Source organism: Variovorax sp. 10L421, assembly GCF_056395365.1.
Genome location: NZ_JBFTJJ010000001.1, coordinates 175,580 through 189,781 on the forward strand (window position 1 = coordinate 175,580; position 14,202 = coordinate 189,781).

Annotated in this window: 14 protein-coding genes; 13 read left to right on the plus strand and 1 reads right to left on the minus strand. The window is 65.0% G+C overall.

Translation table 11 applies throughout. The annotated features are described in order from the left end of the window. Positions 1-17: 17 nt before the first annotated feature. The 13 genes from AC1DFC_RS00830 (at position 18) to AC1DFC_RS00890 (ending at position 13,471) form a co-directional block, all read left to right on the plus strand. Positions 18-1,100: a MucB/RseB C-terminal domain-containing protein gene (locus AC1DFC_RS00830; protein WP_007830476.1), complete on the plus strand. Its 1,083-nt coding sequence runs from the start codon at positions 18-20 to the stop codon at positions 1,098-1,100. A 94-nt stretch (positions 1,101-1,194) separates the two neighbouring features. Further along, a complete protein-coding gene (locus AC1DFC_RS00835) occupies positions 1,195-2,676 on the plus strand; it encodes a DegQ family serine endoprotease (RefSeq protein ID WP_413331409.1) in 1,482 nt (493 codons plus the stop codon). 521 nt (positions 2,677-3,197) lie between these two features. After that, the gene (gene lepA / locus AC1DFC_RS00840; RefSeq protein ID WP_007830478.1) at positions 3,198-5,009 is read left to right on the plus strand and encodes a translation elongation factor 4; all 1,812 of its coding nucleotides are present in this window, start codon (positions 3,198-3,200) and stop codon (positions 5,007-5,009) included. 8 nt (positions 5,010-5,017) lie between these two features. Next, positions 5,018-5,983 (plus strand): signal peptidase I, encoded by a 966-nt coding sequence (gene lepB, locus AC1DFC_RS00845; RefSeq protein ID WP_007830479.1) that lies wholly within the window; start codon positions 5,018-5,020, stop codon positions 5,981-5,983. 34 nt (positions 5,984-6,017) lie between these two features. Then, positions 6,018-6,386, plus strand: a complete 369-nt coding sequence (locus AC1DFC_RS00850) for a DUF4845 domain-containing protein (protein ID WP_007830480.1) — start codon at positions 6,018-6,020, stop codon at positions 6,384-6,386. 17 nt (positions 6,387-6,403) lie between these two features. Beyond that, entirely contained in the window at positions 6,404-7,090 is a 687-nt protein-coding gene (rnc, locus tag AC1DFC_RS00855) for a ribonuclease III (protein WP_007830481.1), read from the plus strand. Positions 7,091-7,097: 7 nt separating this feature from the next. After that, positions 7,098-8,063, plus strand: coding sequence for a GTPase Era (gene era, locus AC1DFC_RS00860; protein ID WP_478178559.1), 966 nt, complete (start codon positions 7,098-7,100; stop codon positions 8,061-8,063). 129 nt (positions 8,064-8,192) lie between these two features. Further along, complete coding sequence (gene recO / locus AC1DFC_RS00865) at positions 8,193-8,963, plus strand: DNA repair protein RecO (RefSeq protein ID WP_413314986.1); 771 nt, start codon at positions 8,193-8,195, stop codon at positions 8,961-8,963. Then, positions 8,960-9,736: a pyridoxine 5'-phosphate synthase gene (locus AC1DFC_RS00870; protein WP_478178560.1), complete on the plus strand. Its 777-nt coding sequence runs from the start codon at positions 8,960-8,962 to the stop codon at positions 9,734-9,736. The genes recO and AC1DFC_RS00870 overlap by 4 nt, the downstream gene beginning before the upstream one ends. A 13-nt stretch (positions 9,737-9,749) precedes the next feature. Beyond that, complete coding sequence (acpS, locus tag AC1DFC_RS00875) at positions 9,750-10,142, plus strand: holo-ACP synthase (protein ID WP_007830485.1); 393 nt, start codon at positions 9,750-9,752, stop codon at positions 10,140-10,142. Continuing rightward, on the plus strand, positions 10,139-11,233 hold the full coding sequence (gene nagZ, locus AC1DFC_RS00880) for a beta-N-acetylhexosaminidase (protein ID WP_007830486.1): 1,095 nt from the start codon (positions 10,139-10,141) through the stop codon (positions 11,231-11,233). Before acpS ends, nagZ begins: the two co-directional genes overlap by 4 nt. Before the next feature lie 3 nt (positions 11,234-11,236). Then, complete coding sequence (locus tag AC1DFC_RS00885; protein WP_007830487.1) at positions 11,237-12,583, plus strand: glycosyltransferase family protein; 1,347 nt, start codon at positions 11,237-11,239, stop codon at positions 12,581-12,583. 21 nt (positions 12,584-12,604) lie between these two features. Next, positions 12,605-13,471 carry a DUF7164 domain-containing protein gene (locus AC1DFC_RS00890; protein WP_478178561.1) on the plus strand — a complete coding sequence of 289 codons (867 nt, stop codon included), beginning with the start codon at positions 12,605-12,607 and terminating at the stop codon, positions 13,469-13,471. Between the two features lie 18 nt (positions 13,472-13,489). Here AC1DFC_RS00890 and AC1DFC_RS00895 read toward each other — a convergent pair whose 3' ends face one another. Further along, positions 13,490-14,176, minus strand: a complete 687-nt coding sequence (locus AC1DFC_RS00895) for a hypothetical protein (protein WP_413331405.1) — start codon at positions 14,174-14,176, stop codon at positions 13,490-13,492. Between the last annotated feature and the right edge of the window lie 26 nt (positions 14,177-14,202).

The following is a 14,202-nucleotide window of genomic DNA, read 5'->3' on the forward strand; positions in this document are numbered from 1 at the left end:
CCTACCCGCCGCCCGCAATGACCGTTCAGATGCCGATCTCCGCACGCGCCTGCGTGCTTGTGTTTGCCGCTTTCTGCCTTGCGCAGGCTGCCACCGCGCAGACCCGCTCGGGCGCTGCAAATGCGAAGAGTGCGGCCACCGCACAGACGGACGAGCCACCGGCCATGGGCGTGACCGAGTGGCTGCAGCGCATGCACGCGGGGGCTCGGCAGCGCAACTATGTGGGCACCTTCGTGGTGTCGGCGCCGGGCGGCGATCTGTCGAGCGCGCGCATCTGGCATGTGCGCGACGGCGAGCACCAGATCGAACGCATCGAAGCCTTGTCGGGGCCGCAGCGCTCGACCTTCCGGCGCAACCGCAATGTCATGACCTTCCTGCCGGAAGCAAAAGTTGTGAAGGTCGAGAAGCGCGAGAACCTCGATCTCTTCCCGAACCTGCCGGACCAGCCCGATTCATCGATCGGCGATTTCTACGACGTGCGCGCGATCGGCAAGGACCGCGTGGCCGGTTTCGACGCCGACGTGGTGCAGTTGGTGCCGCACGACGGGCTGCGCTTCGGCTATCGCATCTGGAGCGAGCGCCGCTCGGGACTGGTGGTGAAGCTGCAGACCGTCGACAGCGAATCCCGCGTGGTGGAGCAATCGGCCTTCTCCGAACTGCAGCTCGACGCGCCGGTGAAGGCGCAGGCGCTCTCGCAGATGATGTCCAACACCTCGGGCTACCGCGTCGAGAAGCTGGAGCTCGAGCGCAGCAACGCGCAGGACGAAGGCTGGATGCTGCGAACACCCGTGGCCGGATTCAAGCCCCGAAGCTTCTTCCGCCGTCCGACAGCAGGCAGCGAAGGCAGCGGCGGCAAGCCGAAGCAGGACGCGGCCACGGTCCAGTGGACCTTCTCCGATGGCCTGGCCTCGGTGTCGCTCTTCATCGAGCGCTACGACGCGGCGCGCGCGCCCCGCGACGGCGTGCTGACCATCGGCGCGACCAATGCCATCCGCCGGCGTCTGCCCGAACCGGCCGGCGACTGGTGGCTGACCGCGGTCGGCGAGGTGCCGCAGCAGACGCTCAATGCATTCGCCCAAAGCCTCGCGCGTACGCGCTGACGGGCCGCACAAGCGCCAATTGCGCTGAACCAAGCGGACGATGCAGACTCACAGCACTTGTTTTCAGCCGCTCTGTTCTTTTGAAAGAAAACCGATGATCTTCAAAGTCGAGGGACACAAGTTTCGTTCCGGCCTGCTGGCTCTTGCGCTCGCAGTGACAGCTGGCGCCACATTCCTGCCGGTCGAGCCGGCCCATGCGCAGACGCGCACACTGCCCGATTTCACCGACCTGGTCGATCAGGTGGGCCCCTCCGTGGTCAACATCCGCACCGTCGAGAAGGTCGCACAGCGCGGCAGCAACGGCGAGATGGACGAGGAAATGCAGGAGTTCTTCCGCCGCTTCTTCGGCCAGCCGCTGCCCGGCACACCGCGCTCGACCCCGCGGCCGAACCGGCCGCAGCAGCCGCAGGAAGAGGAGCGTCCGCGCGGCGTCGGCTCCGGTTTCATCCTCACGGCCGACGGCTACGTGATGACCAATGCGCACGTGGTCGAGGACGCCTCCGAAGTGCTGGTCACGCTGACCGACAAGCGCGAGTTCAAGGCCAAGATCATCGGCGCCGACAAGCGCACCGACGTCGCGGTCGTCAAGATCGAGGCCGCGGGCTTGCCCGCGGTGAAGATCGGCGACATCTCCAAGCTGCGTGTCGGCGAATGGGTGATGGCCATCGGCTCGCCCTTCGGCCTCGAGAACACCGTCACCGCCGGCATCGTGAGCGCCAAGCAGCGCGACACCGGCGAATACCTGCCGTTCATCCAGACCGACGTGGCCATCAACCCCGGCAACTCGGGTGGCCCGCTGATCAACATGCGCGGCGAAGTGGTCGGCATCAACAGCCAGATCTACTCGCGCTCGGGCGGTTTCATGGGCATCTCGTTCTCGATCCCGATCGACGAGGCGATCCGCGTGAGCGAGCAGCTGCGCACGTCGGGGCGCGTTTCGCGCGGCCGCATCGGCGTGCAGATCGACCAGGTGACCAAGGACGTGGCCGAAGCCATCGGCCTGGGCAAGGCGCAGGGTGCACTGGTGCGCGGCGTCGAAGCCGGTTCGCCGGGCGAGAAGGCCGGCGTGGAGCCGGGCGACGTCATCACCAAGTTCGACGGCAAGGCCATCGAGAAGCCGAGCGACCTGCCGCGCCTGGTGGGCAACACCAAGCCGGGCACCAAGAGCACGCTCACGGTGTTTCGCCGCGGTGCTTCGCGCGAGCTCAACGTGACCATTGCCGAGATCGAGCCCGACAAGCCCGGCAAGCGCGCGAGCGACCGCGACGAGCCGGCGCCGAAGCCGTCGGCATCCGCTGCCCTCAAGTCGCTCGGCCTGGCCGTGAGCGATCTCACCGATGCGCAGAAGAAAGAACTCAAGCTGAAGGGCGGCGTGAAGGTCGATGCCGCCAACGACGCCGCGGCTCGTGCGGGCCTGCGCGAAGGCGACGTCATCCTGGCGGTGGCGAATGTCGAGGTTTCGAGTGTGCGCGAATTCGAGTCGGCCGTCGGCAAGGCCGACAAGAGCAAGCCGCTCAGTGTGCTGTTCCGTCGCGGCGACTGGGCGCAGTACGCTCTGATTCGTCCCGCACGCTGATCCGGCGTTGGCGTCAAGTGGCCCCACCCGGCAGTCGGGTTTGGGGCCATTTTTTGAGGTGTTTGCGACGTTCTGGGGCCAGCCTCGAAAAAAATCTGACGGCCTGGAAATGCCAATATTTGTTTGCGATTACTAACTTATCGGAAGGCTAAGGACGGATTTCGGTAGAATAGGGCACCCTCGGCGGGCGGTCAGCGCATAAGGAGTGCCCTGACCTTCACGATGCGAGATGTCAGACGGCAGTCCACCGGTGCTCCACAGATCGCCCACAAGTTGTTCAGCAACTGCTCCACCGATCCTGTGGATAACCTGTTCGTATCTTTGATGTTGTGGACCTGCAACGACCCCTTTGGACCCTGTTCCCGGATGTACGTGCTTCCCTTTTTGCCTACAATGAAGTTCCAACTACTGCAGTTGCCATTGCTTGTTGGTTCAGGGCGCGTCTCCAGAAGACGCGCCCTTTTTTCTTGCCTGTCGCACTCTGCGCACGAGCCAATTCAAGTACTTAAGCGTTCCCGTTGATGAATCACATCAGAAACTTTTCGATCATTGCGCACATCGACCACGGCAAGTCGACGCTCGCAGACCGTTTGATCCAGCGTTGCGGCGGCCTCGCAGAACGCGAGATGGAAGCGCAGGTGCTCGACTCGATGGACATCGAAAAAGAGCGTGGGATAACCATCAAGGCACAGACCGCTGCGCTGCACTACAAGGCACGCGATGGGCAGGTCTACAACCTCAATCTGATCGACACGCCAGGCCACGTCGACTTCTCGTATGAAGTGAGCCGCTCGCTGTCGGCATGCGAAGGCGCATTGCTCGTCGTCGATGCATCGCAAGGCGTCGAAGCGCAGACAGTGGCCAACTGCTACACCGCGCTCGACCTCGGCGTCGAAGTGGTGCCCGTGCTCAACAAGATCGATTTGCCCAACGCGGATCTCGACAACGCACGCACCGAGATCGAAGACGTGATCGGCATCGACGCGACCGATGCGATCCCGTGCTCGGCCAAGACCGGCGTGGGCATCGACGACATTCTCGAAGCCATCGTCGCCAAAATGCCCGCGCCGCGCGGCAATCCCGACGGTCCGCTGCGCGCGATGATCGTCGACAGCTGGTTCGATGCGTACGTCGGCGTCGTCATGCTGGTGCGCGTGGTCGACGGCCGGCTCGCGAAGGGCGATCGCATCAAGATGATGGCGTCGGGTGCGATGTACAACGCCGACAGCGTCGGCGTCTTCACGCCCGCCAACGAAGCGCGTGCGTCGCTCGAGGCGGGCGAGGTGGGCTACATCATCGCGGGCATCAAGGAACTGCAGGCGGCCAAGGTCGGCGACACGGTCACGCTGATCAAGCCCGGCAGCGGCGGCGCGGCGGCCACGGCCACCGAGGCGCTGCCCGGCTTCAAGGAGATCCAGCCGCAGGTGTTTGCGGGCCTCTACCCGACCGAGGCGAGCGAGTACGACTCGCTGCGCGACGCGCTCGAAAAGCTCAAGCTCAACGATTCGTCGCTGCGCTACGAGCCCGAGGTGAGCCAGGCGCTCGGCTTCGGCTTTCGCTGCGGCTTCCTCGGCCTGCTGCACATGGAGATCGTGCAGGAGCGCCTGGAGCGCGAGTTCGACCAGGACCTGATCACGACCGCGCCGAGCGTGGTCTATCAGGTGGTCAAGAACGACGGCGAAGTGCTCATGGTCGAGAACCCGTCCAAGATGCCCGACGTCGGCAGGATGGCGGAGATCCGCGAGCCCATCGTCACCGTGCATCTCTATATGCCGCAGGAATACGTCGGCTCCGTCATGACGCTGGCCAACCAGAAGCGCGGCGTGCAGATGAACATGGCCTACCACGGCCGCCAGGTCATGCTGACCTACGAGATGCCGCTCGGCGAGATCGTGCTCGACTTCTTCGACAAGCTGAAATCGGTGAGCCGCGGCTACGCCTCGATGGACTACGAGTTCAAGGAGTACCGCGCTTCGGACGTGGTCAAGGTCGACATCCTGCTCAACGGCGACAAGGTCGACGCGCTGTCGATCATCGTGCACCGCAGCCAGTCGCAGTACCGCGGCCGGGCGGTGGTGTCGAAGATGCGCGAGATCATTTCGCGCCAGATGTACGACGTGGCAATCCAGGCGGCCATTGGGGTCACCATCATTGCGCGTGAGACAATCAAGGCGCTTCGCAAGAACGTGCTGGCCAAATGCTATGGCGGCGACATCACCCGCAAGAAGAAGCTCCTCGAGAAGCAGAAGGCGGGCAAGAAAAGAATGAAGCAGATCGGCTCCGTCGAGGTCCCGCAAGAGGCCTTCCTCGCGATTCTGCAAGTCGAAGACTGATCAAAAAAATGGCATTCATCACCACCCTGGTCCTCGCGGCCTTCGCCGCCTATGTCGGCGCCTGGTATTTCAACGCGATCGAAGGCAACTTTGCCTTGCTGCTGTTCCTGGCCACAGTGGTCACCGGGCTGTACTGGCTGGCCGAGCGCTTCTATTTCCTGCCCCGGCGCGAACGGGCCGCCGCCAGGCTCGAAGACTCGCTGACCGAGCGCAATGCGCGCCTGGCCGAGCAGGGCATCAGGCAGGTCGATACGGCCGACGCGAAGGCGAGCGAGCGGCTGTTGATGCAGCCCTGGTGGCTCGACTGGACCGCGGGCCTGTTCCCCGTGATCCTGGTGGTGTTCCTGCTGCGCTCGTTTCTCTACGAGCCCTTCAAGATTCCCTCGGGCTCGATGATGCCCACGCTGCTGACCGGTGACCTGATCCTGGTCAACAAGTTCACCTACGGCCTGCGCCTGCCCGTGATCAACACCAAGATCACCGACGGAACGCCGCTGGCGCGCGGCGACGTGGTGGTGTTCCGCTACCCGCCCAAGCCGAGCATGGACTACATCAAGCGCGTGGTCGGTATTCCCGGCGACGAAGTGGCCTACCTGAACAAGAAGCTGACGATCAACGGCCAGCCGGTGTCCAAGGTGGCGGATGCCGACTACCTCGACAGCGAGTCGATGCGCCTGCTCAAGCAATACGGGGAGGACCTGGGCGGCAAGCAGCACAAGCTGCTCAACGACGAGGCCGCGCCGTCCTTCGTTCCGGGCGCCAGCGACTTTCCGTTTCGCGAAAACTGCCGTTACTCGGTCGAAGGCGTGGTCTGCAAGGTGCCGGCCGGCAACTATTTCATGATGGGCGACAACCGCGATAATTCGGCGGACTCGCGTTTCTGGGGCTTCGTTCCAGACAAGAACATCGTGGGCAGGGCGTTCTTCGTCTGGATGAACTTCGGCGATCTGGGTCGCATCGGTCCGTTTCAATAAGCATTCATCAGCATAGTTCGAGGGGTATGAGGGCATGAGAACACATCGGTTCGTTCGCAGCAGGGCTGCGCAGCAACGCGGCATTTCGTTCATCGGCTTGGTGTTCGTCGCGGTGGTGCTCGGGTGCCTGGGCGTGGTCGTCGCGCAGGTCATCCCGACGCTGATCGAATGGCAGGCCATCGACAAGGCCGCCAACAAGGCCAAGGAGGGGGCAACCGTGCCCGAAGTGCGCGCGATTTTCGATCGCGCCCAGGCCATCGACGACTTCAAGTCGGTCAGCGGCAGGGACCTCGAGATCAAGAAGGTCGGCGACAAGGTGGTCGTGTCGTATTCGTACGAGCGCGAGATCCCCCTGTTCGGCCCCGCCTTCCTGACGCTCAAGTACAAGGGCGAAACCCGCTGAACACGGCGCCAAAAAAGGTGGACGGCAGCCTCGCCGCGCTGCAGGCGCGCCTCCAGCACACCTTCTCCGACCCGCGGCTGCTCCAGCTCGCGCTCACGCACCGCAGTTTCTCGGCCGACCACAACGAGCGCCTCGAGTTTCTCGGCGACTCGGTGCTGAACCTGGCGGTCTCGCATCTGCTCTACATGCGCCTGTCGGCTTTGCCCGAAGGCGACCTGTCGCGCGTGCGTGCCAACCTCGTCAAGCAGGACACGCTGCATCGCCTGGCGGTAGGACTGGCGCTGTCGCCGCTGCTGCGGCTCGGCGAGGGCGAGGCGCGCTCGGGCGGGCCCAACCGGCCGTCGATCCTGGCCGATGCGCTCGAGGCGCTGATCGGCGCGGTCTATCTGGACGCCGGCTTTGCCGCCGCCGAGGCGCTGGTGCACCGGCTCTACGAGTCGGTCGAAATCAACCCGCGCATGGAAGCCGCGGCCAAGGATCCGAAGACCGAATTGCAGGAATGGCTGCAGGGTCACAAAATGAAGCTGCCGGTGTATCGCGTGGCTGCCACACTGGGCGCGGCGCACAAGCAGACTTTCGATGTCGAGTGCGAGGTGCCCGAGTTGGGGCTTCGCGAACGCGGCATCGGCGGCTCGCGCCGCGCCGGTGAGCAGGCGGCCGCGGCTGCCATGTTGATCCGGCTCAAGGCACGCGGTGCCGCGTGAAATCACTATGAACGATGCTATCAATCCCRTAGCCGGGCCCGAAGACGCAGAAGGCGGCGCGGGTACCGGCGGTCCCCAGCACTGTGGGCTCATCGCCATTGTCGGCAAGCCCAATGTGGGCAAGTCGACGCTGCTCAACGCGCTGGTGGGCCAGAAGATCAGCATCACCTCGCGCAAGGCGCAGACCACGCGCCACCGGATCACCGGCATGCGCACGCTGGGCGCCACGCAGTTCGTGTTCGTCGACACGCCGGGTTTCCAGACCCTGCACGCCAACGCGCTGAACAAGTCGCTCAACAAGACCGTGCAGGGCGCGGTCGGCGACGTGGACCTGATCCTGTTCGTGGTCGAGGCCGGCAGCTTCACGCCGGCCGACGAGCGCGTGCTCAAGCTGCTCGGCAAGGGCATCCCGACCGTGCTGCTGGCCAACAAGCTCGACAACGTGCATCGCCGCGGTGACATCGCGCCCTGGCTGAAGACCATGCAGGAGAAGCACAGCTTCGCCGAGTTCGTACCGATGTCGGCGAAGAACGCCAAGGATGTCGAGCGCCTGTTCGGCATCTGCGAGAAGTACCTGCCCGAACAGCCCTGGTTCTACGACGAGGACGAGCTGACCGACCGCAGCGAGAAATTCCTCGCCGGCGAGCTGGTGCGCGAGAAGCTGTTCCGCCTCACCGGCGACGAGTTGCCCTACACCTCGACCGTCATCATCGACAAGTTCGAGGAAGAGCCGCCCCAGAAGAAGGGCCAGAAGCGCCTGCTGCGCATTGCCGCCACCATCGTGGTCGAGCGCGACGGCCACAAGGCCATGGTGATCGGCGACAAGGGCGAGCGCATCAAGCGCATCGGCATGGAAACGCGCGTCGAGCTCGAAAAGCTGGCCGACGCCAAGGTGTTCCTCGAACTGTGGGTGAAGGTGCGCTCGGGCTGGGCCGATGACGAAGCCCGCGTGCGTTCCTTCGGCTATGAGTAGGCAAACCCCCAGGCTTGCTCGCTTCGCGTAGCCGCCAACCCCCTTGCAGGGGGCAACGCCAGTGGCCCGGCGAAGCCGGTTCCACGGCGTTTGCCGCCTTCAAGCCTCGATGCTCCATAGCGCACTGACATGGCCACCCACCGCGTTTCGCACGAGCCGGCTTACGTCCTCCATCGCTACGACTGGAGCGAGTCGAGCCTGATCCTCGAGGTATTCACCCGCCACCACGGGCGCATCGCGCTCGTGGCCAAGGGGGCGAAGCGGCCGAGCTCCAACTTCCGTCCCGTGCTGCTGCCGCTGCAGCCGCTGCAGCTCAACTACGGTGGCGACGCCGAGATCCGCACGCTCAAGGGCGCCGAATGGATGGGCGGCCACGTCATGCCGACCGGCGAGGCGCTGCTGTCGGGCTACTACGTCAACGAACTGCTGCTGCGACTGCTGGCGCGCGATGACGCCCACGAAGCGCTGTTCGACGCCTACGCCGGGGTTGTTCAGGTGCTGGCGGGCGATCACGCCGAGGCCCAGGCGGCCACCCAGGCGGCGGCGCTGCGCGCTTTCGAACTGCTGCTGCTGCGCGGGGTCGGCCTGCTGCCCTCGCTCGATGCGCAGACCCTCACGCTGGAACCGCTCGCCGCCCGGGAGCGCTACAGCCTCGTGCCCGAAGCCGGATTGCGCCAGGCCGCCGCCGACGAGGCAGCACTGACCGGTACCGAGTGGCAGGCTCTGCAGGCCGTTCTCGACGACCGGGCTCCTTTTACCGCCACGTTGCGTGAAATTGCCACCATGAACGCCGGTAGCAACAGTGCCCTGCGCAACCAGTTGCGCGCCTTGCTCAACTACCATTGCGGCGTGTCCACGCTGCGCACGCGGCAAATGATGAGAGATCTGCAAGCACTATGAGCACTTCAGGCCACGCCGGCATCGCCACTCCCACCTCGCTGTCGGTCAACCTCAACAAGGTCGCCCTGGTCCGCAACACGCGCCACCTGGGCATTCCGAGCGTGGTGAAGGCTGCCCAGGCCTGCCTGGCCGCCGGTGCGCACGGCATCACGGTGCATCCGCGGCCCGATGCACGCCACATCCGCGCGCACGACGTCAGCGACCTGTCGGCGCTGCTCGCCAAGGACTGGCCGGCCGTCGAGTTCAACATCGAAGGCAACCCGTTCCAGAACCTGATGGATTTCGTGCGCACGCTGAAGCCGCACCAGGCCACCTTCGTGCCCGACAGCGAAACCCAGTCGACCAGCGACCACGGCTGGACCTTCCCCGACGACGCCGACCGCCTTCGCCCGCTGATCGCCGAAGCCAAGGCGCTGGGCGTACGCGTCAGCCTGTTCATGGACCCGATCCCCGAGATGATGGCCGCGGTCAAGGCCGTGGGCGCCGACCGCGTCGAGCTCTACACCGAAGGCTACGCGGCATCACGCGGCACGCCCGACGAGCAGGCGGTGCTGGCGCGCTATGCCGATTCGGCGCGCGCGGCGCTGGCCGCGGGTTTGGGCGTCAATGCCGGGCACGACCTGAGCCGCGACAACCTCACCGCCTTCCTGCGCGCGGTGCCCGGCGTGCAGGAGGTCTCGATCGGCCATGCCTTCGTGGCCGACGCGCTCGAGCTTGGCTACACGGCCGCCACGCGCGACTACCTGCGCTGCATCGACGAGGCGCAGCAATGAACGCCAGCGCCGCATGATCTACGGCATTGGCACCGACATCTGCGACTTGCGTCGCATTGCAGCGACCTTCGAGCGGCAGGGTGAACGCTTTGCCCGCAAGGTGCTGAGCGATGCCGAGTTCAAGGTCTGGGAAGCCCGCCGCGCTCGCTGGCCCAAGCGCGGCCTGAGCTACCTTGCGACCCGGTTCTCCGCCAAGGAGGCCTTCAGCAAGGCTATCGGCCTGGGCATGCGTTCGCCCATGAGCTGGCGGCTGTGCGAAATCGCGAACCTGCGCAGCGGCAAGCCCGTCATCGTGCTGCATGGCGACCTGAAGGATTGGTTCGAGGCGCAGGGCCTCACGGCCCACGTGACCGTGACCGACGAAACCGAATACGCCGCGAGCTTCGTGGTGGTGGAGAAAACATGACCGCCGGGCTTGCCGATCGCCCCCACGCGCCGCTGATCATCGATGTGGCGGCCACTGAACTCAACGACGCCGACCGCCGGCGCCTCGCCAATCCGCTTGTCGGCGGCGTGATCCATTTCGCCCGCAACTGGCGGGATCGCGCCCAGATGACCGCGCTCAATGCCGAGATCAAGGCAATCCGGCCCGACCTGCTGATCTGCGTCGACCACGAAGGTGGCCGCGTGCAGCGCTTTCGCACCGACGGCTTCACGCGCCTGCCGTCGATGCGCGCGCTGGGCGAGCTGTGGATGCGCGACGCCATGCGCGCCACCCAGGCCGCGACCGCTGCCGGACAGGTGCTGGCGGGCGAGCTGCGCGCCTGCGGCGTCGACTTCAGCTTCGCACCGGTGCTCGACCTGGACTACGGCGGCAGCAGCGTCATCGGCGACCGCAGCTTCCACCGCGACCCGCGCGTGGTCGCGCTGCTGGCCAAGAGCGTGATGCACGGCATGCTGCAGATGGGCATGCGCAACTGCGGCAAGCACTTCCCGGGACACGGGTTCGTGCATGCGGATTCGCACGTCGAGATTCCGGTGGATGAGCGCGGCCTCAAGGCCATCCTGGACGACGATGCCAAGCCATACGACTGGCTGTCGGGCACGCTCGCTGCGGTGATGCCTGCGCACGTGATCTATCCGAAGGTCGACAAGCGGCCGGCGGGGTTTTCGTCGAAGTGGCTCAAGGCGATCCTGCGCCAGCGCCTTGCCTTCGGCGGCACCGTGTTCAGCGACGACCTGAGCATGGAGGCGGGCCGCTATATCGATGGCCGGTTGCTCAGCTACGCCGATGCGGCGCTGGCTGCGCTCGAAGCCGGGTGCGATCTGGCGATGCTGTGCAACAAGAGCGTTGGCGACGGCGCGCCGCTGGATGAAATGCTCGAAGACTTCGCTCTCGCGGCGCGTACTGAGCGCTGGAAGCCTGACATGCGCAGCGAAGCGCGCCGCAGGGGCCTGTTGCCAAGTGGCCCCTCGATTGCCTGGGACGCACTGGTGGCTTCCACGGCCTACCGTGACGCCAAGCGTGCGTTGGCCCAGCCCGGCCTTGCGGAGTAAGCCATGCCCTTGTGCCTCAGTATCCTTCAGCGCCAGGACGAAGCGGTGCTGCGCAACCACGCGCACTACTGCAGGCTCTACGGCTATCCCCACAAATGGATCGAGAGCGACCGCATCCTTCACCCGGCGCTTCGCGCCAGCGCCAAGTACAGCGAGATCCTGCGCCATCTGCGCACGCTGACCGAAGGAGACTGGCTGTTCTTCATCGATGGCGATTCGGTGGTCTTCCACCCCGTGGCGATCGACGTCCTGATGCAGGGACGTGACCTGCTCGCGGTCGAGAGTCCTCCCGTGGGCAGCCAGACGGGCCTGGCCATGACCAACATGATGGTCGTGCGCAACACGGCTGCCAACCGGTCGATGCTGCACCAGTTGATCGTCGATTCAGGGCACGTGATCGCGCTGGCGGCGAAACGCATCGACGAGGCCGCGCGCCTGCGGCCTGCGGGCCTGCTGGGATGCAATGCCATGGAGCAGGGGTTCTACGTCAACGTGTCCTGGCGCATTGCGCAGTGGTACCAGGCGTCGATCTTCGTGGTCAACCTGGGACCGCTGCCGGTCGAGGTGGAGGGCGAACTGCGCGAGGACATGCTGCACGATCTGAACCTGCAGCGCTTGCTGGCAGAGCAGGTCGACGAGGCGTTGACCCAGGGGCGTCCGGTCCTGCAGGAGCCGGCGTACCCGGAGGTATCGCCGGCGGCGGTGGACAGCTACAACCCGGAGGCGCCCGTCGCCTTTCTGACGCTCTATACGCCGCATATCCGGAGCTACGCGCGGGTGTCCGAGCACAACGTGCGCCGCTATTGCGACAGGCATGGCCATGCGTACCACGTGTACCGCGACATTCCCGCATCCATCGGTCCGAACATCAACGGCTCCTGGATCCGGAGCTGGCTCATCAACCAGCACCTGACCCGTCATGAGTGGGTCATCTGGGTGGATGCGGATGTCGTCTTCTACAACCAGGCGAAACGCATCGAGCCACTGCTCGAAGGCCGCGACCTGCTGCTTGCCAAGGACGTCGGCGCCTGGCAGTTCAACTCTGGCGTCATGGGTTTTCGGAACACGCCCGGCAACTCGCGCCTGCTCGACCGCATCTGGGAGCGCATCGGCGGCGTGGCTGACAAGTCGGCGGTCTACAGCAGCCAGGGCGACCAGTACTACACGAACGAGGTGCTGATGGAAGAGGGCCTTGTCGGCGAGCAGAACATCCTTGACAACCTCAGCATCAACACGCCGCCGCATCTGGCCAGCGAGGACTCCTTGCTGGTGCATTTCATCAATCTCGGCGAGCCTTACCGCTCCGTGTACATGGCCGCGATGGATGCCCGCTCGCAACGGATCCGATAGCAGTTGGCGAAAGGAAACGACATGACGATGGGCGTGCTGGTCTACATCGACAACAAACGGGAAATCATCGACGAGTTTTCATGGCTCTACAAAAGCATGATCTTCTCGAACCTGTTCTCGCGTGCAAGGATCATCGCCGTCTGCCATCCGGACGCCGTCGGCGCACTGCCTCAGGACGAGCAGATCGTCGTGATTCCGAGCGAGCCCTACGCGCAGCGCAATGCCGACTGGAACGGCTATGGCTACATCAATTCCGTGGCGAACCTGTGCGAGCCGGCCGTGATCGAGGAGTGCAGGAAGTACGACACCCTGCTGAAGACCGATTGCGATACCTTCGTCACGCCGGCGCTCACGAACTTCACGCCGACCGGCCTGTGCTTCGGCTTCGGCGCGTACGCCTATGAAGAAGAGGTTCGCCGCAAGCTGTCCGAGTGCAGCCAGCGCTGGGGTTTTCCGCATTCCGGCCTGCACAACGTCGGCGCTTCGGTGCTCGGGCCGTCCGAGTTCGTCTGCAATTTCGTGGAGTCCCAGCTCGACTACTGCAACAAGCTGCTCGACGAGGAGTTTCGCCACTTCCAGGGTACATGGCCGGGCTGGTGCAAGAACGTCGTCACGATGTACGCGGGCGAACTGGCCTTGCGTCGCACCTACCCCCAGCAATGCTCGCTGGGACTGCTTGACCATCTGCCCTATGCGAACCGCGCGCTGGGCAGCGACGTCCTGCACATCCATGCGTGGCACACCGACCAGTACTGGTCCAAGCACCAGTACCGCGCTGGCAAATATGCCGGCATGGCGCTCGACGAAATCGACCGGCGCACCTCGGGCGGCTACTGCCACTGGCTGGCCGTCGCCGACGTCGAGCAGGTAAGGGCCGCGGTGGACTGAGGAAGACGCGGGAAGTCTTCAGCGCCCGATGCGTGCCAGCGTCTCGCGCACATCGTCCAGCAGCCACAAACCCAGACTGCGGTCGGTCTGCGGAAACCGCGGGGAGCCTTCCAGCAAGGGATAGATGATCGCCTCGGTCACGTTGCCTTCGACGATCAGTCGCCGCGGCGGCGGCAGGTGATAGGGCGCCATCTCGAGGTTGATGGGGGTCCAGCCGCCCGTTTCGATGTCCCCGTTGCGCGGCAGCGTGCGGTAGGTGAAGGTGGTGGTCAGCAGCCACTGCGAGCGGCTTTCGGCTAGTGCGTGCAGCGCCCGGAACACGTCCGCATGCGAGAAGTGGAAGAGGCAGTCGCGGCACAACACCAGGTCGACCTTGGGCAGGTCGCCCGAGAGCAGGTCGAGCTTGCCGAAGCGCCGGCCGCTGCGGCCGAAGCGCTCGTTGTTGCGCTGCACCAGTTCATCGACGATGTCCGCGCCCAGGTAGTCGATGCCTTCAAGGTCGACATGCTGCATCCAGTTGAAATCGCCGCAGGGCATGTCGAGGAAGGTCTGCACGCGCAGCTCGCGCAACAGGGCCGGCAACTCGCGGATGATCTGCGCGGTGTTGCTGAGCTCGGAGCCCGCGCCCGACACGCTTTCCATCGAACCCCACGTGTTGGTGTTGAAGATGTTCGAGAAGATGGCTTCGGTCGGCGGGGTGGACATGGATGCGGTCGATCCGTGGAAAAGGG